Raw genomic sequence first — 25,588 nt, 5'->3', positions numbered from 1 at the left:
TACTATGGATTATAAACGATTAACTGAAGAAGACGCGGCATCCTATTGGCAGCTAAGGTTAGAAGCTTTAAAGGGTAATCCTGAAGCATTTCTAATTACGTATCAATCAGCATTACAAAAGAACAATCCCGTCCAACAAACAGCAGACCGCTTACAATCTCGAGACAACTATACATTTGGGGCATTTTACAACGATCAGCTAGTAGGTGTGGTTACATTGCTTCCACATACCCAGCACGAGAAGGTTCGTCATAAGGGGGATATTCTGGCTATGTACGTTTCTCCTGCTTCACGCGGAAATGGTGTCGGAAAAAAACTGTTAGACATGTGTACCTCTACCGGGAGGAATATTGAACTAGAGCAGCTTCAGCTATCTGTCGTTGCCAGCAATGCTTCTGCACTAGCATTATATGAAACATGCGGCTTCACTCAATACGGTTACGAATCGGGTGCTATTCGATTAGAGAATGGAACCTATCAAGATGAAATCCTCATGGCTAAGTACATCACTGATTAACTTAAAAAGCCCGCCTTCTTGTAGGAGGCAGGGCTTTGTTATTGATAGATGCAGCTAAAGTAGGGCAATTACTTTACAATCATTACAGGACAATGAGCACCATGGGATACTTTATGGGATACACTGCCGAGCACCATCTCTTGTAATGCATTTAGTCCTCTGCTCCCCATTACAATGACGTCATAAGCTTCCTCATTGGCATAGCGAATAAGCTCCGGACCTGGTTCTCCCTTTAATATTTTATAATCAAAGGAAACTCCCTTCTCCTCTAAAATACCCTCAACCGGACGGATCCGCTCATGTCGAAGCTCATTTAAATAAGTACTGCTTGTCCCTTCAGCAAGAACATCATGCTTGGAAGATGCCGCATCCACTACATACACAACGGTTACTACAGAATCTGTTTCCATAGTCGCCAAATAGGCCGCATGCTCCGCTGACTTTCTAGCATGATCTGATCCATCTGCAGCTAATAAAATCTTTTTATACATATCATTCACCTCACTACTTTTTTCTTATTTCCTTTATCATACCACGGATAAACATTTGTTTGTTTTTGGAAAAAATTTCGACAAGAAAATGTAACTTTTATGGTTTTCCCCTATATAGAAGAGAATAGAGGAGAATTTGGAAGCATACATGATATTTATGCGCTTTCATGACGTTATTTGATTTTTCGTGTACATGTTATAATCAATCTCGTTGCAATCGGTTAGGACTTCTGATAGGGTCGGAAGTCGTTCTTTTTTTCATAATTTAATAGAAAGAGGTGTTGATTTGAATCAGCAAACATTAAAACAACAGTGGTTTGGTAATGTGAAAGGGGATGTCCTTGCTGGAATTGTTGTGGCTTTAGCCTTAATTCCAGAAGCAATTGCCTTTTCCATTATTGCAGGCGTAGACCCGATGGTTGGACTGTATGCTTCATTTTGTATTGCCGTCGTAACTGCTTTTCTTGGTGGCAGACCAGGTATGATATCTGCAGCAACTGGAGCAATGGCCTTATTGATGGTGACACTTGTAGCAGAACATGGACTGCAATACCTACTTGCCGCTACAATATTGACAGGTATTCTACAGATAGTCTTCGGAGTTTTAAAGATTGGGAAACTGATGAAGTTTATACCCCGCTCCGTTATGATTGGGTTTGTAAATGCTCTCGCTATTTTAATTTTCATGTCACAGCTTGATTATTTTAAAGATGCCGGATGGCCTATGTACCTCATGGTAGCTGGATCATTAGGAATTATTTATTTATTTCCTTATCTTACAAGAGCAGTACCAGCTCCACTTGTAGCTATTATCGTTATGACCGTCATTGTGATGACGACTGGTCTCGGTGTCCAAACAGTAGGAGATATGGGGGAACTAACCTCTAAGCTGCCTATTTTCATGATTCCAGAAATACCTTTAAACTTTGAAACGTTACAAATCATCTTTCCATACTCTCTTGCATTATCCATTGTAGGGCTTCTAGAATCCCTGCTTACAGCGCAAATTGTAGATGATATGACAGATACTCCAAGTGATAAGAATAAAGAAGCTCGTGGACAAGGCGTTGCGAACGTCGTGACTGGTTTTTTTGGTGGAATGGCTGGATGTGCGATGATTGGTCAATCCGTCATTAACGTAAAATCAGGTGGCCGCGGTCGTCTTTCCACTCTTGTAGCCGGTGTATTTCTCATGGTGCTTATTATTGTGCTTCAAGATTTATTAATACAAATTCCAATGGCAGCGTTAGTCGGGGTGATGATTATGGTGTCTATCGGTACCTTTGACTGGTCTTCCCTTACAAAGCTTCACCTGATGCCTAAATCCGATGCTGCTGTCATGATTGTAACCGTAGCAACCGTAGTTTACACCCACGACCTCTCCAGAGGGGTGATCGCTGGGGTTATTCTTAGCGCCATTTTCTTCGTCGCAAAAATCTCAAACGTGCATGTGGAGAAAACACTCGACACTGAACGGAATGTTCGTATGTATATTGTAAAAGGGGAAATGTTCTTCGCTTCAGTGTCCAACATCCCTGAGCAATTTGATTTTCGTGAAGAAGGTGTTGAACGAGTCCTAATTGACTTTAGTAACACACATGTGTGGGACGATTCGGCAGTAGGTGCTATTGATAAAATTGCAGAGAAATTCAAGGAACAAGGTAAGGCTATTGAAATTGTTGGTCTGAACGAAGACAGTTCAACACTCGTCAGCAAACTAGCTACACACGATAAAAACTCATAAGCTGTTTATGTACCTCAGATAAGCTTAACAAATCCTCAAAATGGTCGGACAGAAAGAACCCCCAGCCTCACATTCAGGCTGGGGGTTCTTACTTATATATGACATTTTAGGAGGTAAACGAATTCGCACTTTCCTTTAATTAAACTAAATGATGTACAACTAATGCAGTAATGGTTACTGCTAATGTTCCATAGTTAAACCAAAAATTATTATGTTGCATTCCCTCATCTGAACCATGCCTGCCTACGTGAGCAAAAGCTTCCTTCCTCAACTTTGTCTCGTGTATGATAGCGATCAGCCCCTCAAGAAAACGCTTTCATTTAATACGATAACTATACCATACCCTGAATTTTCTGACAAGTGTACTTCAGGGTATGGTATAGCTACTCTTATTTGATTTTTGAATAGACACACGTATCCGTTAAATCCTGATGATTTTCTCCTGTATCATCATTTCGTAGAATTCCTTCCAATTGAAATCCAAGCCGCTCAGGAATAGATCGGCTTTTCTCATTTTTAGCGTCACACCGTATCATGATACGCCGACATCCTAACTCCTCCATAGCAAAGTCTGTTAATTTATCAATAGCTTCTGTCATGTAGCCCTTCCCACTATGTATTGTGGCAATCCAGTATCCAATTTCCATTTTCGGTACATCCCAATTGATGTCGCTAAGCCCCGTTGTTCCAACAAATTCACCTGTTTGTTTATGAAATAACAAGAAACGAAAGCTCTCCCTTTGCAAAAAAGCAATATGTGCTTCCCTATTGTTTATCTCTGTTTCTTCCACACTTGGCTCCTCTTGCGCAAACCCCAGCCAAGGTTTCAACTCATTAATGGATGCAATGACTGCCTCATTGATTACTTGTCCATCTCCAGGCTCTGGCCTTCTCATCATAAGACGGTCTGTTTCCATGTTTGTTGTAATATTTTTTAGAATCGGATTCATCTCATTTCCCCCTGTTGCTAAAATTGAAGCTTTCCATTCCGAACATATTCTTTGTGGATACACAAAATTCCTTCCTATCAACATGTGGAAACGAGAAGACCACTAGAGAAAACCCAATATGTTTAAGGGATAATCCAAAGGAGCTGAAGTACAATTCACTTAACTCCTTCATACCATTTTAATCATTCACTCTCCGAAAATCATATCTAGAGCGTTCAATTCTAACCGCTGCAGTCTGCAGCCTACCAACACCAAGCACATCCATCCCTAAGCGATAGTTCGTTTACCCTCCTATATTTTCGGGAATTCCATTTTATACAAAGCATAAAAGGAGGATGTTAATATGAGTAATAACCAATATTTAAATAAAATGGAACAAAAAGCTGCCGACATTAGTGAAGAGAAGAAAGAAGATATCCTAGAAAACTTTAATAAGTTTGCAAGCTATTTAGGAAGTAAAGTAGATAAAGCAGAGAAGGTTGGAATGAGTGAAGAAGCTCTTGCTCAAAGTGCTGAGAAAATGGCTAATTATCTTGCTAACAACGAAGAGCCTCGTAACCGTGAAGAGCATCTGCTTCAGGAGCTTTGGAAGCAAGGTACAAAGGATGAGCAGCATACGATGGCTCATTTACTCGTGCGTATGGTACAAGATTACAAATAATAAAGATAGCCCATTCGTGAAAGAATGGGCTTTTATATGGTCAATCTACTGTAATAGTAAATTCTAAGTCTTGTATATACTCGTGCGATTCCATTTGTGCTGTTTTAAAAATGAGCTCCTCTTCTTCCCCTACATCATAAAATGTTTGCTTAAAGGTATTAGCTCCTAATCGCTCTTCTCCTCTACTTCCTTCAATATAATTCCCCTGTTTGTCTTCCAGCCAGAAAGTAGAGGATTGAGTAGCGGCATCCTCTCCTTGCACTTCATAGATTACCTCGATGTCCTTCCCATTTCTAAGAACTTCCGTTACTGTTAAGCTTCCCATTTCCCCTTGAGATAATGTGACAGACTCTCCTTTCCATACAGCTTCACTGTTCTCTACGGCCTTATTTTGATTTGACTGAAAATCCATTATATACGGTTTAATGGTAAGTGTTTTAGGTGTCTCCCCATCAATTCGTTCCAGATTTACCTTCTCTGTGGTAGATTGTAATCCATTGGAGAGTCCGTACCCGCTTCCGCTTGCGCCACTGTGTCGGAGCACTCTGCCTTGTTCATCTTCCACCTGTAATAGCATTTGTTTTTCATTCGTTATAATATTCGTTTGCTCAGGATAAACGAGATTGTACTGAAGCCTTGTTGTAGTTGGGGTAAAGGAAACACTTGTAATATTCATGGTAAGCTCCTTATAGGCAGCCTCTTGATGTATAGGTACAAACGTTTCCTCCCCCTTCTTCTCTACTGGAATACTCACCTGCCAATCATCTTCCTTATGCTTTATGGCGAGGGTAAAGGATTCAGGCAGATTATTGATGGTAATCGATATCGTCCCGGCCTCGGTCGTTTCATCCATTCTCGAACCTCCTACTCCATAGCCATAGTTTGTTATTTCCTCACCATTCACCTCAAAAGATAGATCGTCAGAAAAGATCCCTTTGGATTGATCCGTTACTCCAGATACTACATAGCTTATATGCACTTCTGTACCATCATAAAAGGATTCTGTAAAGGTAATCGTTTTTCCATCTATGGCTACCTCCTCTCCAATGGATACTGTTAAGTTTTGTTTTGCAGCTTCTTTTTCCGTAATACTACCTACCAATTTCATGACGGATTCGACCATTGGGATGGTTTTAATAGATTGGGCTATAGTCGGAGATAAGGAGGCTGTTCCTACCATAAAGGCTAATAATACTGCTGCAACCGAAATTCCATACTTCCAAGCACGGCGAGGCTTTTTGCTGGTAAGGGATGATAGAGTAGAATCTATTTTTTCTTCTACCTCCTTAGGGAGTTCCTCATTGGTTTGTTTCTTTAAGATTTTTTCCCACTGTTCCATCCTGCATCCTCCTCTCCCTTACTTATAATTGAATGTGCTTGTTGTCTTGCCCTTCTCACCCTTGTTTTCACGGTGTTCTCAGAGACATCTAATATAATTGCTATATCCTTCATCGTTAAATCGTCCAGATAGTAAAGTTTCAACACTTCGGAATATTCTGGTGATAGCTGTTCCAGCATATCTTTGACTTCCACTTCTTTAAATCCCTGCTCTTCCGTGTATGGCTCATGATATGTATCTATATCGATTATCTTTTGCTTCTTTCTCAGGATTGCATAGCATTCGTTCATCACAATACGAAGTAGCCATGTTTTAAAATATTTAGGTTCACGTAACGATTCAATGGAACGAAACGCTTTAAGTATTGCTTCTTGTATAGCATCAGCACAGTCTTCCTCTTTAAAAAGCTTAGTCTTCGCCACTCGATACATGATCAACTGATGCTCTCGAATAAGCTTTTCAAACGCAGTTGCCTGCCCTTTCTGAGCTTTTCTTACCTCCTTTGTCACCTTCATCCTCTTTCCCCCTTGTTTGTACTCCATTCGTTAGAAGAGAAATCCAACTAAAAAGTTTCACCTTTTGTCATTTTTTTGTTTTCTCCAAACTGCACAACAAAAAAAGCGTAAATCAGATATCTGAATTACGCCATTCTGAGGTGTGATCATTATGTATAGTAGATACTATATGAGGAACTCCTGCGCCATGATATTGGCATAAGGAAGGGACTGGATTATGCCTTCGATTAACCAGCCCCTCCGTCCATATTCATTCCTGTAAGCGTTTGGTTCCGTTGATAGGGCATTACATCCCCCCCATATTTGTGCTAAATCATTACGATTAGGAACCATCGCCTGACTATTTTTAGGAAAGATGTCTGCATGATTGTCGTTCCATTCTATACCTTTTGCTACCATCCTTCTCCTCCTAGGCTTTATAATACTTATTGGGCTATTCTAACTGACTATTAAAATAATAATACCAGATATAACAAACGAAAAACCTATCACTATGATTACCGCTTTGACAACAGGCCATGGAAAAATCTTCAATAAGTAGAACATAGCGCCGATTTCCTCAAACACTTCCGACGAATCTGTCTTATTGCTATAATCCTTCTTTTTCATTTTAAAGAAAACAGAGTATAAAATGCCAAGCCCCCATAGAGTAATGACAATACCCAATATAATAAACATAAGCTCACCACCTTTATATACCATATTATTTCTTTATTGTACGATTCCCTTTTTTGAAATGTTTCAACAACTTGTACTCATATTTCTCCATTTCTATTCTGAATATCCTAACCTCTTCTGGGGATAATTCACAGAGTATCCAGTAAGGAGGGATTGTTATGGAAGATAAATGGAAAGTGAATAAGGACCGTCCTATTAATGAAAGTATGACAAATCGGCAGCGGCATCCCGTAACAGACAATCAGAACACTAGAACGGTAGGGAGTAGAGGTCCGACTACGGTAGAGAACTATGACTTTCTAGAAAAAATCAGCCACTTTGACCGAGAGCGAATTCCAGAAAGAGTTGTTCATGATAGAGGTGCAGGGGCCCCCGGATTTCGAGTCTTACGGAAAAGTAGGAGATGAACCAATATCACAATACACACGGGCGAAAAAATGCCCCCTCTCCATTTATAGGATTGGGAGCTTCTTTAGGAGCACCTGCTCCTACGTAAAATGGTCAATGGAGACCTACCATTGCTTGCATTTGTTTGAATATGCCAGAAACCATTGATAAACTTTTCTATCTATAAGCTGACATTGCATTCGTTGAACCCCAATCGATTACTACTGTATCGGAAGGTTGATGTGTTTGGCCATGATAACCATTTCTTCTCCATTTGGGATAATATACCCTTCTCTTACTTCCTCCCAGCCTAGCTGACTATAGAGCTTTCTGGCTTTTTGGTTAACAGCACCAGTTGTTAGAATAGACGTATGGTGCCTTGATTCATCCAGCAACCGCTTTTCTAAGGTAGAACCAATTCCATGGCCTTGGAATGACGGATGAACAGCTAATTCTACAAACTCGAAGCAGTTCTCCATCCAAGTACTGACTTCTTCCTCCTTCATTAGCATCTTCAGCCTCTCATTGTAAAACTGTCCTGCTAATGAGGTATATCCATAGGCAAACCCCACCACTTCCCTTTCGCAGACGGCTACCATGCCAATATAACCCGGATAGCTGGCATGTTTTTTAAAACGGGACCTTACCTCTTGATCTTCTTTATCGTGTGCTTGTAAATAAATCGGCACAATAGTATCCAGCGTATCCTCTGACATGACTAGAGGTTTATAGGAAATAATCATGTTTGTCGCTCCTTTTATGTTGATACCTGTTCCCATTCTTCGCGCAGCATACTCATTTCAATTAACGTCCAGTATTCCTCACCGAACTTTCTCGCATCCCTTAAAGTGCCTTCTTGAACAAAGCCTACCTTCTCATAAGCTTTCTTGGCGGAAACATTGAAATTAAATACGCCCAAGCTGACCCGATGTAAACCTAGCTCTTCAAAAGCAATTCTTGTTGCCTGTTTTACGATATCCTGACCATAGCCTTTTCCTAAGTATCGTTTATCTCCAATTAATACCCTGCCTATTCGGCCCGATTCATTAATCCAATCAACTCTCGCAATGGAAACATGCCCCATTACATCCCCAGTGGAAGAATCTAAAGCTTTATATATGTATTTGACAGCGCCTTCCTGGTTGGCACCTTCCACATACTGCTCTAGCTGCTCATAGGTTAGTGGATAAGTGAAGGAATGTCCCCCCCATTGGTATAAAAACGGTTCGGAAGGAATCCATTGGATAAGAGTGTCTATATCTTCTTCTGTAAATGCAACTAGTTCAACCACTATTTCAGCCCCTTGCTTTATCTTCTATTCTATCAAATCGGTGAGCATTTTTCTCTAATATGTAAATTAATGGTTCTAATTTAACATGTATTGTTATTATTAGATAGCATAAAGAATCCTGCCACCTAAAATGTGACAGGATTCTATACTGTTCTTCCTATAATAACGGGGAAAAAAGACGTGCAAATGATTCCTTCACTTTCTTATAGTTGGATCTTCGTTCAAAGGATTCCAGCTGAACTTTCATGGAAAACTGTAAATCCTCTTCATAATTCGCAACAAGCTTCTCCACCGGCTCTCCTTCATAAAGAATGGTATTGACCTCAAAGTTTAAATAAAAGCTTCGCAGGTCCATATTAGCTGTCCCCACCGATGCTGTATGTTGATCAATGAGAACAATTTTATGGTGCATAAAGCCTGGTTCGTATAAATAGATATTTATCCCGTCTTGCAATAACTCTGGAAAGTAGGAATGACTCGCATAATAAGTTAGCCAGCTATCCGAACGTTTAGGTACCATAATAGACACTTTCACTCCGCGCTGTGCAGCAATACGTAAGGCAGCGTGAATTTCGCTGGAGGGAACAAAATAGGGCGTTGCTATTTGGACACTTTCCTCGGCAGTATGAATAAGCATAGTGTACACATCCCTCATAATTTGGCGTTCATTATGAGGGCCGCTTGGTACTACCTGCAGCTGTGTATTCCATCCATCTGGAATGGCCATCTCTGCTGAACTATATTCATCTATCAAATATCGATTGGTTATATACCACCAATCAACAAGAAATATCAAGTGTAATTCTTTAATTGCCTTTCCTTTTATAATTGTATGAGTGTCACGCCAGTTAGGGAACTCATTGGAAATACCTCGATATTCATCGCCTACGTTCATGCCGCCTACAAAGGCAATCCTATTATCTATGACAATGATTTTGCGGTGATTACGGAAATTAAAGGTTTGAGTGAAGAAACCACTCCATATCGGAAGAAAGGCGTGTACTTCCACCCCTGCCTGCTTCATACGTTTTATATCTTTATTCTTCAACTTCAAACTGCCTGCTGAATCATACAGTAATCGTACAGTTACTCCCTCCTGAGCTTTTGCTACGAGGATGTCCATAATACTTTCCCCTGTTTGATCAGAGTTGAATAAATAGTATTCCATGTGAATAAAGTTTTTGGCTTCCTTCAGCTCCTCTTTTATTCTCGGAAATGCCTCATGCCCATTAGTAAGCACACTCACTTCATTATTCATTCTCAAGGGAGTATCTGCGTATGATTGTATCAAGTTATATATTTTCCTTTGCTGGTGTAGAAGCGGCAAATCCTCAGATGCGTAATCAATCGGCTCCTCCTCTTCAAAAACTTTAGTTGCCTTTTCCTTCTTCTCCTTAAATAGGATACCTTTTCTCGTAAGCTGTCCAGAATAAATATAGAAGAGATACCCGAATACAGGGATAAACCAAATAAAAAACACCCAAAGCATCGTATTCGTGGAGGATCTTCTTTCTAGAATAATATAAAAGGACACGAATAAGATAAAGATGGTGTAGATAGCTGTGAATACCATTTGTAGAACGAAGCTAAGCGGAACGATTACAAGCACAAATATGCTGGTAACTAATATAGATAGGATTAATATTTGGTAGGATGGTCTCATTCGATTTCTCCTTTTTGTAGTAAAAACTCCATCTTACTTACCCTTCCCCTACCTTCCTTTCATCAAACAGGTATAAGGGGAGGAGGATACATTCCCAGAAAAAAATCCTAGCATGCTATTTGCAGCCAGGATTTTAAACTTATATATGATTAAATTTGTTCGCTAGTTATAGTTTCCCTGGATAGCTCCATCAGTGTATCTGTTACATGTATCAAAGTGTGTATGGCTTCAGTAGATAATGTTATGAATCCGAGACGATTCAGACCCTGTTGAAGAGATGACGGCAGCTGTTGAAAATATTCAGTGAATGACTCCTGCTGGGAAGCTCGTAAAATGATGAGAAATGCTTCGCTATAACAATGCCAATGCAAATTAAACCACTGTTCCTTACGAACCAATCGTTCTGTCTTTTGGGCTTCCAGGTCTTCCTGTATTGTTGAAATTCCAGGTATATGTTCAAAGCCATGGTCTCGCAGATAAGCACGCAGGTCACTCAATGTACCTCGAATGCGATCTATATCAACAGGAGACTGTACGGTAAACGGTACAGACCTTCTTAATTCATTCATAATTGCGAGATTCTCTATATTCGGAATGACAGCGTCAGAGGAATTGGTGTGATACTTTAAAAATTGATATAAGAGCGCCGCTTCTGCCCATGCACCCATTGCAGCATGAGTTGCTTCAAAGAGCTCCCTCTTTTCTAATTGATCTTGTGCATAATACTTTCTTCCATTAACTATGTTCTCTACATCGTGTATGACGTCACGCTGTCCTTGTATAGAAGCATAATAGGACTTTGCCCATCCCTGAAGTTTACTTAACTCCCCATTGTTATCTTTTAATATAATGGATTCCGTTAAGTATTTAAAATGCCATGGATTGTAGGAAAAGAGTGACTTGTTCGGAAATTCCAATATGGATTTCACTTCAACTTGAACGATATCCCCTTGGAAATATAAATCATGCTCTCCTAGAAACTGTTCTCGACCCGTGAAACCAATAATGTCAATGTCACTAAATTCATCTGCTTCCTCCCTCGCGGATGAACCTGTTAAACAGACATACGTACAAAAGGAAAGCTTGTCTTGAGTAAATAGCTTCGCTTTTTCAACAAGTTCTATATTTCTTGGTCCCATGCACTTTCCCCCTCCCAAATTTGTCTATAATTGGATACCTATATACTACTTCGTCTAAATGTAAGGGCATTCCTGTTATTTTTAATAATTTTGTAAATCCTCTATCTAAATAGTGGCATGATTGGTTATAATATGTGTCAGTGTTGCATTTAGGTTTATCTTTTTAACAATTTTCTATATCCTGTATTTAGGATTGTCTAGCAGATATCCAATATACTATTACCTATACCCTTCCAGACAAGTAATAAAAATAGGTTTTGGTAAAAAGGAGTTACAGCATGCAAAAAATCCAACAAATATATGATCATTACTTAGGTAACAAACGAAAGAAATTCCAGTTTGTGCTGTATTTATTCGGAATTATCATTTCCAGTCTGGGACTTGCCCTTTTGTTTAAATCAGGAGTCGGGGTTGCTCCCGGTGATACAGTAGCGTTTGGTCTTTCTGAACGATTTAACATTAAAGTAGGGTATTTTCTTATCGCAGGGTTCATTGCCCTTGTATTAATCAATGCCAAGATTGAAGGAAAAAGGCCTCGGTTTGAATCTATTCTTCCGATTTTGTTACGGGGATTGAGCTTAAATGTATGGCTTTATACCATTTTAGGCGAAGAAAAGCTTGAACTTATTTGGGCGCAGTGGAGTGTTTTCAGTCTAGGAGTATTTTTACTTGGACTTGGTATTGCTGTTTATTTACGCTCCCCATTTCCTCATATTCCAGTGGACCACTTCATGGTCGTTGTCAACCAAAGAACAAACCAATCTAAACGATTTGTTCGAATCCTCTTTGAAGGCGGTCTGGCGCTGTTAGGCTTCTTACTAGGCGGCTGGGAGGTTGTCGGAGTGGGAACTCTGATTACTGCTTTATTCTTAGGCCCAATCATTCAATTCTTCTTTGAGAAATCAGATTTTATAGAACGATTAGGCCATACAAACAAAACAAGGTCTGATAGTGTATTAGAGTGAGCGCTTGCTACGAGCGTTCACTTTTTGTATAATCAGCCAAATAATTGCCACGATAATGAGAATACCGTTAATAAAAGAGAAAACATCGCCGTGATAGGTGGGATTCCAATACGAGATAGGTCCTCGTATAATAAGGTCACTAAATGGATAGAAGAGTGGTATCGCATCTTCTACATGGGTTAATAAATCAATGACGATGTGGCCAAGCCATCCATATAGGAAGCCTGTCCAACGATTTATCCTCCACCCTTTATAATACGCCACGAAACAATAGACTATTGCCCAAACAGCGATAGAATGTCCAGCCTGACGGAGCACTTCCACAACAGGATGAGCAAATAATGCATGAGCCATATCATGGATTACACCTGTCCATCCTATAGTATTAACTGCATCGGCTGTTAGGATATCTCCAAAAATTAATATATACAAAAACATAATGTAGTAAACGATATCAGGAAAAATACTGCCGACCATTGCGTATTTAACCGCTTCTTTTCGATTTCTTAGTACAACATACGTCCAAAATCCGTGGTGTAGAGTATTCACTGCAAAGACTCCTTGTTCATATTTATTATTTTTTATTCCTCCCATTAGGAAGCGAAAGGGACTGGGAGAAAAAAAGGATGGATTGCGCCCAGACGTTTGACAGAGGCCAAACTGTATCGGGCTCAATCCATATATCGTGTCAGCACCATCCAAGGTCACAGCCCTCCACAAATTGGGTAACTGGTTCCGCCTTTGGCTGGATTTTATATATGCGATGGTTTTCTGTGGTATATCCAGGTACTAGGACATATTCCTTCTTTTGGTTTACAAAAGTAACTTCCCCAATACGAAACTGCTTAAAATAGAGAAGTAAGTCTTCTCCATTCAGCTTTCCATACACTTGGTCGGTAATATCCACCTTTTCGGTCATCTTTTGTACCCTCCTTCATTAAAGATAGCAAGTAGTTTCTTTAATGATACCTTTATCATACAGATGACGTGTAGAAATTACTGTAATCCACATTACAAGCTCAATTATAAATTGAGCTTACTATATTCTTATAGACTATGCCAACGAAAAAGAACTGGAAATAGTGATATTACCTAAATTTTCTGATTATTTATATGTATATTCTTTAAGTGCGGAAGCTCAGAACAGGAATCCTCATAACCGAGATTAAATAAAGCTGAAAGAGAACCAGCTATTCTCCTCCAGCTTTTTAAGTTATTTATCCTCAAGCATTTTATCTGTGTAGCCAAAAGTCCAGGTTAATCCGAAGGCAACCGCAATAGAGACAATATTCACTAACAAGTAAAGCAATAACTGTTCATTTAGGAATAGTAAAATACCAGGGATTACCGTGATTGCCATACCTGTTGCTTCCAGCTGAAATAAGGAGGCTAGGAAACCACCTGCTGCGCCACCTATTAACCCCATGATAAATGGCCGGAAATAGCGTAGGTTCACACCAAATATCGCTGGTTCTGTTATACCAAGAAAAGCAGACAGGGAAGAAGGTAATGCTAGAGCCTTCATATTCTTTGATGATGACTTTAATCCTACTGCCAGCGCCGCCCCTCCTTGTGCCGCAATAGAAGCTGATATGATTGGGTTAAACGGGTTGGCATTTTGACTCTCCAGCAACTGGATCTCAAACAAATTAAATATATGATGCACTCCTGTTATCACAATGATTTGATGAACAAATCCAATGATGAGTCCGCTAATTCCAAACGGCAGCCCTAGTATTGCTTTCGTTCCAGACAATATTCCCTCTTCGACAATGTGAAAAATAGGTCCAATAACAAACAATGCAAGCGTAATCATAATAAGTAATGTTAAAAAAGGGGTCACAATTAAATCTAATGATTCCGGTACTCTTTTTCGTATCATTTTTTCTAGCTTGGCTCCTACCATCCCTGCGATAAAAGCGGGCAGCACAGAACCCTGATAGCCAAGAACAGGAATAAAACCAAGAAATTCAAGTGCCTCTGCATTTCCTGCTGCTACTTCCCATGCATTCGGTAATGCTGGTGTAACGAGCATTAATCCTAATACAAGCCCTATAATAGCACTTCCACCAAAAACACGAAAAGTCGACCATGCCACCAAGGCAGGCAGGAAAATAAATGCCGTATCTGTTAAAACTTGAGTAAACAAGATAAAGTTATCGGAAATATCTTCTGGTGCTAATCCGAAGAGAGCTAGTACCTGTTCCTGCAGCACAAGACCTCGAAGTCCCATAAACAGCCCTGTCGCTACTAGAGCCGGTATTATTGGAACGAAAACGTCCCCAAACGTCCGTACCGCCCGTTGGAACTTGTTCCCTTGTTGTGCTCCTTCTTCCTTCACCTCTGCTTTAGTAGAGCCTTCTACACCTAGTTTGTTGATTTCCTCGTAAATACGATTGACCGTTCCTGTCCCAAAAATAACTTGAAATTGACCAGAGTTGAAGAAAGCTCCCTTCACTTTCTCGATGCCTTCTATTGTATCAATGTCCACCTTCTCTTGATCGTGGACCATAATACGAAGCCTTGTTGCACAATGTGCTATGGATTGAATATTCTCTTCTCCACCAACTGCTTCCAAAACCTCAGCAGCAATTTGATTGTTAGTTGCCATGTGTAATTCAACTCCTTATCAGCGATATTTAGGCTATAGATTAGTGTTACCCAATTAACATCCGGTATGCTACTGCACAGAGGGAACCCCCATTTTCACCTCCTAATGGAGTGTACAGCTGCTAAGCTTAGACTACACCGAAAGTCGTAGCCTACTATCCTTCCATCTTCGTAAGAGAAGTTCAGCCTCTTCCCTGATGTTAGATAATCACCTGTATCCTACAATAATGCTATATCGAAAACAACAACTCGAAAGGAGCATTTTATAATGAATCAACGAAAAACAGCTATTATTACAGGTGCAACGAAAGGTCTTGGTAGAGCGTTGACTTTTGCATTCGCACAAGAGGGATATAACCTTGGTATCTGTGCAAGAGGCAAGGAGCATTTGCAAGAAATAAAAGAAGAAGTGCAAAGAATGGGAACGGAGATTGTCACAGTTCAGGCCGACGCTGCTAATGGAACGGATGTAGATCGTTTTATTTCTGTAGTGGAGAACCATTTTGGACGTGTAGATGTTGTTATCAATAACGCCTCTTCCTTTGGCCCCGGTCCAACACTGTTAATGGATTACCCACAAGAGTCCTTTGAAGAGGTTGTACGAACCAATACGTCCAGCGCGTTTCTTATGACGAAAAGGGCATTACCTGGTATGCTTGCCAGAAATAAAGGAACGATTATTAATGTAACCTCTGAGGTTGGTAAGACAGGATTAGCTGAATGGGGAGCCTATAGTGTTTCCAAGTTTGGTTTGGAGGGGTTGACCGCTGTGTGGGCTGACGAATTGTCAGATACCAATATCTCCATTCATTTAGTGGATCCAGGAGAAATGGATACAGAAATGCATCATATCGCTGTACCTGATTGTGATTATGAGCTAGCGAAACCGGAAGATATAACCTACGTTTTTCTTTATTTAGCATCAGATGCATCAAAGGAGGCAAATGGTTCTAGACATGAAGCACAGCATATCGGAGGTGACAACACATGAGTACAGCCCATCAATCCTTTCAAATACCGGATTCGTTAAATGCTTCCTTGCCTGCTGAATATCGGGGCAAACAGCGAGATGATGTTAAGATGATGGTAACAAAACCGGATAGAGATTCCTATCATAGCCATTTTCGTAACCTAACACAATGGCTGGAAGAAGGAGATTTACTAGTCTTGAACAATAGCCGGACCATTCCTCCGGTATTATATGGGAAGCAATATAAACAGAAGGTGGAAATAAGACTATCACGAATGGTTTCCCCTTTGGAATGGGACGCTTTAATTATTGGAAATGCCGTCCAAGTTAACTCCCCAATAAAGCTTCCAAATGGGGTGGAAATAAAGGTGCTGGGGCAAGGGGCTGAAGCACCACTTATGAGAGTAGCTTTTTCTTTACCTGAAGGAGAATTTATCGATTTTGTTTTACAGCATGGCTCCCCTGTTCAATACGAGTACATGGAGGAGAACTGGCCACTAGATATGTTCCAAACGGTTTTCGCCTCTGTCCCAGGATCTGTAGAAATGCCCTCTGCTGGAAGAGCCTTTTCCTGGCGATTATTACGTTCACTTAAAGCCCAAGGGATCAACACAGCCTTCATTACCCTGCATACAGGATTAAGCTACTACGAGAACAATCATTGGCCGACACCAAAGGGGCATCCGGAAATATTTGAAGTACCAGCTACTACTGCGGAGGTAATACAAGAAACGAAGGCTAAAGGGAGGAAGGTCGTTGCGGTGGGAACAACAGTAGTTCGAGCGCTAGAGACCGCTGCTCTGCCGAATGGTGGGATTCAAAAGGCAAGTGGAGTTACTGATTTGCATATTGATGGGAACACCCCATTATACGTAACAGACGGCTTATTAACTGGATTCCATGAACCAGAAGCAAGTCATTTGGATATGCTGAGTGCTTTTATCCCACAAGAAAGGTTACTCCAAACCTATCAGGAAGCGATTAAGAAGGGCTACCTATGGCATGAATTCGGTGATGTAAACCTGCTATTTAAGAGGAATAGCGAAGAATGAAATTGCATCATATTGGTTATGAGGTTCGTCATCTGCCTCAGTCCATTCGTTACTTTACACAAAATTTCGGATTTCAAATAGAAAAGGAACTATTCTTCCAAGGGGAGGAAATTACTTTTCTAAAAAAACAAAATACTCGAATCGAATTGATAAAACATTCATCACAACTAGTAAATCCAAACGTTCATTTCTGTTTTGAAATAGAAAATCTGCAGGAGGAATTACAAAGAACGGGAATCACTCCTTTAGAGGGCCCCTATTGGATTGAACAAGAAAAATGGCTGACTGTCTTTGTTGAAGGACCACAGAAGACAATATTGGAATTGCTGCAGCAAAAGTAAAAAGTACAGTATGAGCTACTGTACTTTTTACTGTATTTCTGGAATTAATCTATTTAAAGCTGCTTGTAAGCTTGGAAAAAACTCTGTATGTGGAAGAGGCTCACTCCGTTTCTGCCATTCTAAAGCTACAATCGGGCGAACACCGGAAATTCTAACCTTTATGCCTAACAGCTCTAATGATTTGATAAAGGTTTTCACTTTATCAATAAAGGCGTAATCCACTGTTGCTATACTAGAGAAATCAATAATCAGGTTATTTACCTTCATTCTAGCAACATTCTTAATTCCTTTATCCAGTATATAATGGAATTCTACTTCATCTATGATTGGCTGTAAGGGTAATAATGCGATGGAGTTTGTAAGCGGGATGACGTTTACAGCCATATCCTCCATACGATTAATAAGTTCCTTGTGCTGTTCTTCTGCCTTCGTCACATCATAGAACTCTACCATTGCACCAATAACATCATTTCTCTCACGAAGAAGCTTTGTCCTTATGGAAAAGTATTTATGATACCCTCCCCACATATAAGGAATTGCCTCTAAATATATTTCCTCTTGAGTATCTATGGTTCGTTCTACATACCTTACATCTTCTGGAGCGTCGGAGAATGTCTCATAAACACTTCTCCCCATAATATCCTCTTTTCTAACCTGTAGTAACTCTATTGCTGCGTCATTAATTGTTGTCACACGGTATTCTAAATCTATTGCCAATACACCTACCGACAATCCATCGAGCACTTTTTCTGATGTTGCAAGATTTATCACCGTATTCACCCTCGCTTGTTTTGTCTATTTTATCCTTTTTTATTTCATAAATATAAAGACTTATCCCTTCACCTTATATTCGACAAAAATATGCTATCCCCTTTTCTCAATTAGTTTACAAATAAAACAATTTCATGAAAGGTTGTAACATTTTTATAAAAAAGGGGCCAAAACTCTCTGTGAGGTTTTGGTCCCTACTCCATTATATACTTTTCTGTATCTTAAGCACGTGTAAAATACGATTTATTTTCTCAGTTCTCACACTGAACCCATTTACTTCCAGCCATTCTACCAATACACGGCGATTGCCATAATATTCATCCTCTATTGCAGCTATGGCTTCCTGATTCCCTTCCTTAGCAAAATCCGCTAGTGTTTTCTCCCGTTCCTTTTGATCTGTAAACATCAAATCAGCGATAACTATTATTCCACCTGGCTTTAACACTCTTTCCATTTCTTGAAAGGCTGTTATTTTCTTTTCGTCCGGAAGATGGTGGAGTGCATAACTAGACACAATGAAATCAACCCCTTTATCCATCACCGGCAAGGCTAGAAAATGGCCATGACGCAAATCAATTTCTGAATGCTTTTCCTTGCACACCTTAAGCATTTCTTCTGACTGATCTACCCCTATCATTTTATTCCCTTGATGAATAAATTTTTCGGCAAGATTTCCAGTTCCAATGCCAATATCCAATCCAACACAAGTTTCAGAAACATCCGCTAATACCTTCACTCTCTCCAAAGCTTCGTCGTACCCTTCATGGACATTAAAGCGATAGCCTGTTGTCTTTATCATAAGGTCATACTTCTTAGCTTGTTCGTTGAAATTCCACTCATCCTCCCACTTGTCCCGTAATTCCTTTCTACCCTTCAAACGATTTGCTAAGTAGAATAGATCCTCCTCTGACAATTGCGCTTCTTCCTTTTGAAGCATAGTCTCAATGGTATGAATGGTGTCCTTCAGCTGGAGCCACTCTCCATAGAGAGCTGAACGCTGCATGTTTAAGTATGTATGAATGGGCGATGCTTCAGTCAGGGCTTCTTTAATCCTGTCCGTTCCCATACCAAGCTCTCTTAAGGAAAGAATAGTTTGAAGCCTCCACAAATCTTCTTCCTTAAAATATCGATAATCGTTAGCACCCTTCTCTAGCGTCAGTAATCCCTTTTCCTCATAGAATCTAATAGTTCTAGGTGTCGTATTTAATTGCTTAGCTGCTTCTTTCATTTTCATACAATCCCCTCCCTTTCTAATAGGCTCTGCTCTGATATAGCTGAGGAAAACTGTTATCTCACCCCATATATGTTCCACCCATTTAGGAAGGCAGCGAAAATGGCTGGGCCATTCTCCTAATATAACTAGGACCCATTTCTAAATACTATCTCGAAACCAAGTCTTCCACTATCTCCTTATATAGATCAACCTAACAACAACATAAGTCTATAGCAGAGCCTTCTAATAAAAGCATAAGGGTTAACGTTACGTAAAGGTAAAGTACCTATTTTCATTTTTTCATTCTGCTATAAACATTCACTAGATAGTAGAAGGCTTATTTTCGAGATGATTATTGTGAGGTGAAGCTTTTCCAGTAGTATCCATAATAAGTTCCTTGTACACTAATCAAAAAAAGCTCCCCATTTATGATACAGAGTCTCTCTGAAAATAGTATTTAATTTCTCGGTTGAAGCAGTCCTTGTATAGGAAAGCTGAGCAATATACTCCTCTATTTCCTCTAACTGATCCTCTATGTATCGAAACAGACGCTCCTGATTTGGTACTGCTTCCTTTGAAGCACCGTTAATCTTTAATTCCCTAATTCTTTCAAGACTTAAATGGACATTTGTCGGTAAATTGAGCTTTCCTAACAAATCCTCATAGTTCAGTGCGGGAAATGTCTCATATTGTTTAATCCAAAGACACATCAATAAAGGACGCAAAATGAGCAGCATCTCTTTCAAGGCGATAGCATCTCCTTTGGCTCGAGCTTTCTTAGCGTTACGTCTCGCCATATTCATATAATGGTACAGCACTGATACTGGAGACATCATTTCAGGCAGCAAATCCAACAGAGGACCTGTGAACCATTCGCCTTTCCGATACTTAACCGGTGAATGCAGCCATTCTAATAGAGAAGGGTTTGATTTACGAAACAATCTTAAAGCCTTCCTAATTTCCCACCCATGTAAATCGAGGGAAGGGTGAATTTGCTTTTCAATAACATCCTTCTGTTCATCTATCGATAAATACCATTCTGGATGGGGAACATATATGAAACGAATATCATAATCGCTTTTGGAGGAAGCCAGCCCGTAGGCTCTGCTGCCCACTTCACAGGCATAGACAATTTTGACGTTATATTGCTGTTCAATACTAGATAGATACGGATATATTTCTTCATGCATTACTGCCAGTCTCCTTCCTCTTTTTCCCTATTGTATCATGGGACGAGCTTCCATCCCATCTCTCCCCCTACCCTTATATTCAATAACTTCCTCAAAATAGTGTCATTCTATGTCTATGAAGTAAGCGTTGACACAATCTATGATTTTACCGATAATAGAGTTGCATCATGACAAAAAATTCCGACAAAAAGCCAGCTATTTTGTAAGCGTTTCCTAGATTTTTTTACTAGTATTAGGAGGGACATTATGGCAGAACAAACCGTTTATAAACCCGGATTAGATGGAATCATTGCAACAGAAACGAATATTTCCTATTTAGATGTGGATGCAGAAGAAATCGTCATTAGAGGATACGAATTAATCGAATTAGCAGAAAACAAACAATACTTAGACCTAGTTCACCTTCTTCTCAGAGGGGAATTGCCAACTAATTCTGAGAAAGCTTCCTTAGAAGAAGAATTAAAACGAGAATATAGCCTTCCAGAGAATTTTTTCAACCTATTTGAGCTGCTCCCTGAACAAACACATCCAATGGATGCCCTGCGAACAGGCATTTCTGCTCTCGCTGGTCATGACACTGACTTAAATGAGCGAGAAGAGGAGCAAACTAAGCATAAAGCCATCCGTTTACTTGCAAAAATCCCAAACATCGTTGCCAACAGCTATCACATTCTACACCATAAACAACCTGTAGCTCCAAAACAAGAGCTGCCTTACAGCGCAAACTTCCTCTATATGATTACTGGCAAAGAACCGACCGAGAAGGAAGCAGCTTACTTCGACCAATCTTTAATGGTATATAGCGAGCATGAAATGCCAAACTCTACATTTACTGCTAGAGTCATAGCTTCCACTAATTCAGATATCTATGGTTCTTTAACTGGAGCCGTCGCATCTCTAAAAGGAAACCTTCATGGGGGAGCTAATGAAGCCGTTATGTACATGCTCCTGGAAGGAAAAACAATTGACGGCTTCCGAAACCTCTTATACGAAAAGCTACGCAATAAAGAAAAGATAATGGGCTTTGGACATCGCGTATATATGAAGAAAATGGACCCACGAGCAGCCTTAATGAAAGAAGCACTTCGTGAGCTTGCCGAAGAAAAAGGACGTATGGATTTATATGAAATGTGCGACGCAGGCGAAGAACTGATGCGAGAAGAAAAAGGATTGTATCCGAACCTGGACTACTATGCAGCACCAGTATATTATCTATTAGATATCCCCATTGACTTATATACACCAATATTCTATGCAGCCAGAACAGTCGGCCTATGCGCCCATATCTCTGAACAACACGCAAACAACAAACTATTCAGACCAAGAGTCCACTACACCGGCCCAAGAAACTTACATCCGTAACGAAAAGCGGAAGGGCCTTGTTCACCTCCGACCGGCATAAGTCAACCCTCGACGTGGCGTTCTTTGCCACAGCGAGGTTGGACTTATGACCCGAGGAGGTAGGCCCTGGAGCTGGACATAAACGAAAAGCGGAAGGGCCTTGTTCACCTCCGACCGGCATAAGTCAACCCTCGACGTGGCGTTCTTTGCCACAGCGAGGTTGGACTTATGACCCGAGGAGGTAGGCCCTGGAGCGAGCATAAGCTCACAGTTACAGTATATTATTCTATTAGGAAACGCCGGTCGGGTTCCGCTGGCCGGTTTGTAAGTACATATATTATACAAAGAGGTGGAGATACCAATGGCAGACGTGAAAGTAAATGAAGCTAAATCAACTGATCAAGTATTAGAACAGATTGCAGATTATGCAGTTTATGGCAATATAACTAGCAGTGAAGCATTGGAAACAGCACGATATGTATTAATGGATACTATTGGATGTGGATTATTGGCACTTCGTTATCCAGAGTGTACGAAGCATCTTGGACCCATTGTGCCAGGTACAGTTGTCCCAAATGGCGTAAAAGTTCCAGGAACATCTCACGAGCTCGATCCTGTTCATGGTGCCTTCAACATTGGCTGTATGATTCGTTGGTTAGACTATAATGACACATGGCTTGCTGCCGAGTGGGGACACCCATCTGATAACCTTGGTGGAATTCTAGCTGTGGCAGATTATGTGAGCCGTACACGCATTTCTGATGGTAAGAGCCCTCTAACGATGGATACTGTGCTGGACTATATTGTAAAAGCCCATGAAATCCAAGGGGTTTTAGCCCTTGAAAACAGCTTGAATCGCCAAGGTCTCGATCATGTCCTTTACGTGAAGGTTGCTACTACAGCGGTTGCTACTGCTATGCTTGGAGGGTCTAAAGAAGACGTGGTCAACGCGGTATCCCAAGCTTGGGTAGATAATTCCAGCCTGCGCACCTATCGTCATGCTCCTAACACTGGGTCCCGTAAATCCTGGGCCGCAGGAGATGCAACGAGTCGAGGTGTCCGATTAGCTATGATGACTATGAAAGGTGAGATGGGCTATAAAACAGCACTTTCTGCTCCAGGCTGGGGATTCCAGGATGTACTCTTCAATGGTAAGGAGCTGAAGATTGCTCGTCCTTTTGACTCTTATGTGATGGAGAATATTCTATTTAAAATATCCTATCCAGCAGAATTCCACGCCCAAACTGCTGCAGAGGCTGCCATTCGTTTACACGATCAGGTGAAGGACCGCATAGATGAGATTGAAAAAGTAGTAGTTACTACACACGAATCTGCCATTAGAATTATTGATAAGACCGGTCCTCTTCATAACCCAGCGGATCGTGACCATTGCCTGCAATATATTACAGCAATTGGACTCCTTTATGGATCCCTTACAGCTGACCATTACGAGGATGAGATGGCACGTAATCCGCAAATCGATCGACTTCGTGATGTTATGGAGACCTCAGAAAATACACAATACAGTAAGGACTATCTTGATCCTGAAAAGCGTTCGATCGCCAATGCGGTTCAAGTATTCTTCACAGATGGTACTTCAACAGAACAGGTTGAAATACAATATCCAATCGGCCATAGAAGACGCCGCGAGGAAGGTATTCCGTTACTATTGAATAAGTTTCATGATAACTTAAAAACTCGTTTTCCAATACGACAAGTGGAAAGTATTATCACGCTATGTGAAGATCATAATGATCTTGCTCGTAAGCCAGTTAATGAATTTATGGATTTATTCCATATTTAATCAACCTATAGAGGAGGCTAATTTATGACATGGCTTGTCGAACCAAAATCAACTCAACCGGAACGAGCAGAGCGTTTCAGACAGCTCATGAAAGAGCCGGAAATATTAAAAATACCAGGGGCACATGATGGGATGTCTGCTAAAATCGCCAAGGATGTTGGGTTTCAAGCTTTATATCTCTCTGGAGCAGCATATACAGCCAGTCGTGCTTTACCAGACCTTGGGTTGATCTATTCCAATGAAATAGCAGAGCGTGCTCAAGAACTAATTCGAGCAACTGACCTCCCTCTGCTTGTTGATATTGACACCGGCTATGGAGGTGTTATCAACGTAGCTCGAACCGCTAGAGAAATGGTAGAGGCAGGAGTAGCAGCTGTTCAAATTGAAGATCAGCACCTACCTAAGAAGTGCGGCCACCTAAACGGTAAGAAGCTTATTGAAGCAGAAGAGATGATGCAGAAAATACAAACCATAAAAGAAGTAGCTCCTTCTCTTGTCATCATTGCTCGAACGGATGCTAAATCAGTCGAAGGCATGGAAAAGGCAATAGAACGGGCGAATGGATATGTGGAGGCTGGAGCAGATGCTATTTTTACGGAAGCATTAACGAGTGAGGAAGATTTTCGATATGCCTCTGAGAAAATTGCTGCACCACTGCTCGCTAACATGACAGAATTTGGGAAAACACCATATTTCACAGCTCAGGAATTCGAATCCTTTGGGTTTGAAATGGTTATTTATCCTGTCACCTCCTTGCGTGTTGCAGCTAAAGCATACGAACGAGTATTTACAGAGATATTGGAGAAGGATACTCAAAAGGACATGTTAGATGATATGCAAAGTCGCTCTGACTTGTATGACACTATAAAATATTACGAATATGAAGAACTAGATGAGAAAGTAGCAAGAACAGTTTTACCACAGATCGGAAAAGAAAATAAGTAATATACAGACAGGGTGTTCCCATCAGGGATCACCCTTTTATTATGTCTTCAAATGCATTGATATAACCTGAGGTTATAGTAGTATAGCAAAATGGTATTACCACCTATCCACCTAACCCGTTTACACTATAAGTACATTAAGAAAAGGTGTTGAATAAATAAGCCAGCTTGGCTGCAGAGGTTGCGTATAAATACATTGTTCTTGTTAAAGGGGACCCTTCTATTGGTATAAACACAACACCTTTGTAATCAATTTGGGCTGCCATTACTCTTGGGATATAAGCAACTCCTATACCGAGCGATACAAGACCAACCATTGCCTGATAATGGGTCTCCACTATATCTCCCTGGAAATGGTAGGCTTTGTATATTTCTCTAAGTCTTTGATGAAGAGGAGACCCTGAAGCAGGTGGGATGATTTGCGTGAAGGTAAGGCAGTCCTCCATAGTCAGTACCGTTTGTTGTGCGATAGGAAGATTAGTAGGAACAGCTGCCACAAATTCATCCTGAAATAATTTTTTGGAATACAAATCTGGAACAGACTCTATATCCTGTACGATAGCAGCATCAATATCTTTTCTTTGCAGCAATGGAATGAGATCACGACTATCATCCTCGATAGCGGTTACGTGGAACTGCATAGATTCGAACTTGTGATAGTATTGATGCAAAAAATAAGAGCTCAGTAACGGGGTAGACCCGAATCGCAGAACATCCTGATGCTTGTGCTGATACAACAATTGTTCCATTCGCTGAAACAGAGGCTCCATATCCTGGTAAAGGGCCGTCCCCTTCTCTGTTAAAGTTAATCCCCTGGAGGTTCGAACAAATAAAGAAAAGCCCAGTTCATCCTCCAACAACTTAATTTGTTTAGAGAGTGCAGGCTGTGATATGTAAAACGTCTTCGCTGCTTTCGTGAAGCTGCCTTGCTTGGCTACTTCAATAAAGTATTTCACCTTTTGCAACTGCATAGAACCGAACCTCCTTTTCTACACTATACCGATACGTTCTG

At 40.5% G+C, this 25,588-nt stretch carries 27 protein-coding genes and 1 pseudogene; 11 read left to right on the top strand and 17 right to left on the bottom strand.

Going from position 1 to position 25,588, the window contains the following annotated elements; all coding sequences use genetic code 11:
• Positions 1-4: 4 nt before the first annotated feature.
• Positions 5-517 (top strand): GNAT family N-acetyltransferase, encoded by a 513-nt coding sequence (locus tag ACFFGV_RS07430; RefSeq protein ID WP_377346194.1) that lies wholly within the window; start codon positions 5-7, stop codon positions 515-517.
• A gap of 68 nt (positions 518-585) precedes the next feature.
• On the opposite strand, the gene ACFFGV_RS07425 is transcribed toward ACFFGV_RS07430, so the two are convergent.
• On the bottom strand, positions 586-1,008 hold the full coding sequence (locus ACFFGV_RS07425; protein ID WP_377346192.1) for a universal stress protein: 423 nt from the start codon (positions 1,006-1,008) through the stop codon (positions 586-588).
• Between the two features lie 286 nt (positions 1,009-1,294).
• On the opposite strand from ACFFGV_RS07425, the gene ACFFGV_RS07420 reads away from it, so the two are divergent.
• The gene (locus ACFFGV_RS07420; RefSeq protein ID WP_377346190.1) at positions 1,295-2,752 is read left to right on the top strand and encodes a SulP family inorganic anion transporter; all 1,458 of its coding nucleotides are present in this window, start codon (positions 1,295-1,297) and stop codon (positions 2,750-2,752) included.
• A 389-nt stretch (positions 2,753-3,141) separates the two neighbouring features.
• Here ACFFGV_RS07420 and ACFFGV_RS07415 read toward each other — a convergent pair whose 3' ends face one another.
• A complete protein-coding gene (locus ACFFGV_RS07415; protein ID WP_377346187.1) occupies positions 3,142-3,702 on the bottom strand; it encodes a GNAT family N-acetyltransferase in 561 nt (186 codons plus the stop codon).
• Between the two features lie 343 nt (positions 3,703-4,045).
• Here ACFFGV_RS07415 and ACFFGV_RS07410 point away from each other — a divergent pair, with 343 nt between their 5' ends.
• Positions 4,046-4,363 carry a DUF3243 domain-containing protein gene (locus ACFFGV_RS07410; protein WP_377346186.1) on the top strand — a complete coding sequence of 106 codons (318 nt, stop codon included), beginning with the start codon at positions 4,046-4,048 and terminating at the stop codon, positions 4,361-4,363.
• Between the two features lie 40 nt (positions 4,364-4,403).
• Here the strand turns inward: ACFFGV_RS07410 and ACFFGV_RS07405 are convergent, their stop codons facing one another.
• The 4 genes from ACFFGV_RS07405 to ACFFGV_RS07390 form a co-directional block, all read right to left on the bottom strand.
• Positions 4,404-5,702: a DUF4179 domain-containing protein gene (locus tag ACFFGV_RS07405; RefSeq protein ID WP_377346184.1), complete on the bottom strand. Its 1,299-nt coding sequence runs from the start codon at positions 5,700-5,702 to the stop codon at positions 4,404-4,406.
• Entirely contained in the window at positions 5,678-6,217 is a 540-nt protein-coding gene (locus ACFFGV_RS07400) for an RNA polymerase sigma factor (RefSeq protein ID WP_377346181.1), read from the bottom strand. Before ACFFGV_RS07400 ends, ACFFGV_RS07405 begins: the two co-directional genes overlap by 25 nt.
• A gap of 165 nt (positions 6,218-6,382) precedes the next feature.
• Positions 6,383-6,616: a hypothetical protein gene (locus ACFFGV_RS07395; RefSeq protein WP_377346179.1), complete on the bottom strand. Its 234-nt coding sequence runs from the start codon at positions 6,614-6,616 to the stop codon at positions 6,383-6,385.
• Positions 6,617-6,655: 39 nt separating this feature from the next.
• Positions 6,656-6,895: a hypothetical protein gene (locus ACFFGV_RS07390; protein ID WP_377346177.1), complete on the bottom strand. Its 240-nt coding sequence runs from the start codon at positions 6,893-6,895 to the stop codon at positions 6,656-6,658.
• Positions 6,896-7,053: 158 nt separating this feature from the next.
• Between ACFFGV_RS07390 and ACFFGV_RS07385 the strand changes: the two are divergent.
• Positions 7,054-7,330, top strand: a pseudogene (locus ACFFGV_RS07385) (catalase); the annotation flags it as partial.
• A 173-nt stretch (positions 7,331-7,503) separates the two neighbouring features.
• On the opposite strand, the gene ACFFGV_RS07380 reads toward ACFFGV_RS07385, so the two are convergent.
• The 4 genes from ACFFGV_RS07380 to ACFFGV_RS07365 all read right to left on the bottom strand — a co-directional run bounded on the left by ACFFGV_RS07380 (position 7,504) and on the right by ACFFGV_RS07365 (position 11,375).
• A complete protein-coding gene (locus tag ACFFGV_RS07380; protein ID WP_377346174.1) occupies positions 7,504-8,025 on the bottom strand; it encodes a GNAT family N-acetyltransferase in 522 nt (173 codons plus the stop codon).
• 14 nt (positions 8,026-8,039) lie between these two features.
• Entirely contained in the window at positions 8,040-8,573 is a 534-nt protein-coding gene (locus tag ACFFGV_RS07375; RefSeq protein WP_377346172.1) for a GNAT family N-acetyltransferase, read from the bottom strand.
• A gap of 157 nt (positions 8,574-8,730) precedes the next feature.
• A complete protein-coding gene (gene cls, locus ACFFGV_RS07370) occupies positions 8,731-10,236 on the bottom strand; it encodes a cardiolipin synthase (protein WP_377346170.1) in 1,506 nt (501 codons plus the stop codon).
• Positions 10,237-10,385: 149 nt separating this feature from the next.
• Positions 10,386-11,375, bottom strand: coding sequence for a hypothetical protein (locus ACFFGV_RS07365; protein WP_377346168.1), 990 nt, complete (start codon positions 11,373-11,375; stop codon positions 10,386-10,388).
• 278 nt (positions 11,376-11,653) lie between these two features.
• On the opposite strand from ACFFGV_RS07365, the gene ACFFGV_RS07360 reads away from it, so the two are divergent.
• On the top strand, positions 11,654-12,340 hold the full coding sequence (locus ACFFGV_RS07360) for a YczE/YyaS/YitT family protein (protein ID WP_377346166.1): 687 nt from the start codon (positions 11,654-11,656) through the stop codon (positions 12,338-12,340).
• Here ACFFGV_RS07360 and ACFFGV_RS07355 read toward each other — a convergent pair.
• From ACFFGV_RS07355 to ACFFGV_RS07345, 3 genes are all read right to left on the bottom strand, one after another.
• Positions 12,332-12,889 carry a metal-dependent hydrolase gene (locus ACFFGV_RS07355; RefSeq protein WP_377346164.1) on the bottom strand — a complete coding sequence of 186 codons (558 nt, stop codon included), beginning with the start codon at positions 12,887-12,889 and terminating at the stop codon, positions 12,332-12,334. The two genes, ACFFGV_RS07360 and ACFFGV_RS07355, sit on opposite strands and share 9 nt — an antisense overlap.
• Positions 12,890-13,028: 139 nt before the next feature.
• A complete protein-coding gene (locus ACFFGV_RS07350; RefSeq protein WP_377346161.1) occupies positions 13,029-13,259 on the bottom strand; it encodes a DUF2553 family protein in 231 nt (76 codons plus the stop codon).
• 294 nt (positions 13,260-13,553) lie between these two features.
• Positions 13,554-14,951, bottom strand: coding sequence for a sucrose-specific PTS transporter subunit IIBC (locus tag ACFFGV_RS07345; protein WP_377346159.1), 1,398 nt, complete (start codon positions 14,949-14,951; stop codon positions 13,554-13,556).
• Positions 14,952-15,218: 267 nt separating this feature from the next.
• Between ACFFGV_RS07345 and ACFFGV_RS07340 the strand changes: the two genes are divergently transcribed.
• From ACFFGV_RS07340 to ACFFGV_RS07330, 3 genes are read left to right on the top strand one after another with little or no spacing between them, the layout of a single operon-like run.
• Entirely contained in the window at positions 15,219-15,941 is a 723-nt protein-coding gene (locus ACFFGV_RS07340; protein WP_377346157.1) for an SDR family oxidoreductase, read from the top strand.
• Positions 15,938-16,972 carry an S-adenosylmethionine:tRNA ribosyltransferase-isomerase gene (locus ACFFGV_RS07335; RefSeq protein ID WP_377346155.1) on the top strand — a complete coding sequence of 345 codons (1,035 nt, stop codon included), beginning with the start codon at positions 15,938-15,940 and terminating at the stop codon, positions 16,970-16,972. Before ACFFGV_RS07340 ends, ACFFGV_RS07335 begins: the two co-directional genes overlap by 4 nt.
• Positions 16,969-17,313, top strand: coding sequence for a VOC family protein (locus tag ACFFGV_RS07330; RefSeq protein WP_377346153.1), 345 nt, complete (start codon positions 16,969-16,971; stop codon positions 17,311-17,313). Before ACFFGV_RS07335 ends, ACFFGV_RS07330 begins: the two co-directional genes overlap by 4 nt.
• Before the next feature lie 27 nt (positions 17,314-17,340).
• Here ACFFGV_RS07330 and ACFFGV_RS07325 read toward each other — a convergent pair whose 3' ends face one another.
• The 3 genes from ACFFGV_RS07325 to ACFFGV_RS07315 all read right to left on the bottom strand — a co-directional run bounded on the left by ACFFGV_RS07325 (position 17,341) and on the right by ACFFGV_RS07315 (position 20,487).
• The gene (locus ACFFGV_RS07325) at positions 17,341-18,084 is read right to left on the bottom strand and encodes a PAS domain-containing protein (protein ID WP_377346151.1); all 744 of its coding nucleotides are present in this window, start codon (positions 18,082-18,084) and stop codon (positions 17,341-17,343) included.
• Positions 18,085-18,286: 202 nt separating this feature from the next.
• Entirely contained in the window at positions 18,287-19,318 is a 1,032-nt protein-coding gene (locus ACFFGV_RS07320; RefSeq protein WP_377346148.1) for a MerR family transcriptional regulator, read from the bottom strand.
• A gap of 383 nt (positions 19,319-19,701) precedes the next feature.
• Positions 19,702-20,487: a nucleotidyltransferase domain-containing protein gene (locus ACFFGV_RS07315; RefSeq protein ID WP_377346146.1), complete on the bottom strand. Its 786-nt coding sequence runs from the start codon at positions 20,485-20,487 to the stop codon at positions 19,702-19,704.
• A 246-nt stretch (positions 20,488-20,733) separates the two neighbouring features.
• On the opposite strand from ACFFGV_RS07315, the gene mmgD reads away from it, so the two are divergent.
• The 3 genes from mmgD to prpB all read left to right on the top strand — a co-directional run bounded on the left by mmgD (position 20,734) and on the right by prpB (position 24,577).
• Positions 20,734-21,849: a citrate synthase gene (gene mmgD / locus ACFFGV_RS07310; RefSeq protein WP_377346144.1), complete on the top strand. Its 1,116-nt coding sequence runs from the start codon at positions 20,734-20,736 to the stop codon at positions 21,847-21,849.
• Between the two features lie 340 nt (positions 21,850-22,189).
• Positions 22,190-23,632: a bifunctional 2-methylcitrate dehydratase/aconitate hydratase gene (locus ACFFGV_RS07305; RefSeq protein WP_377346142.1), complete on the top strand. Its 1,443-nt coding sequence runs from the start codon at positions 22,190-22,192 to the stop codon at positions 23,630-23,632.
• 24 nt (positions 23,633-23,656) lie between these two features.
• The gene (gene prpB, locus ACFFGV_RS07300) at positions 23,657-24,577 is read left to right on the top strand and encodes a methylisocitrate lyase (protein WP_377346140.1); all 921 of its coding nucleotides are present in this window, start codon (positions 23,657-23,659) and stop codon (positions 24,575-24,577) included.
• Positions 24,578-24,713: 136 nt separating this feature from the next.
• On the opposite strand, the gene ACFFGV_RS07295 is transcribed toward prpB, so the two are convergent.
• Entirely contained in the window at positions 24,714-25,547 is an 834-nt protein-coding gene (locus ACFFGV_RS07295; protein WP_377346138.1) for a LysR family transcriptional regulator, read from the bottom strand.
• Positions 25,548-25,588 lie beyond the last annotated feature (41 nt).

Source organism: Pontibacillus salicampi, assembly GCF_042434395.1.
Classification (GTDB): domain Bacteria; phylum Bacillota; class Bacilli; order Bacillales; family BH030062; genus Pontibacillus; species Pontibacillus salicampi.
The sequence above is the reverse complement of the archived record's forward strand: the minus strand, read 5'-3'. Positions and strand labels throughout refer to the sequence as shown.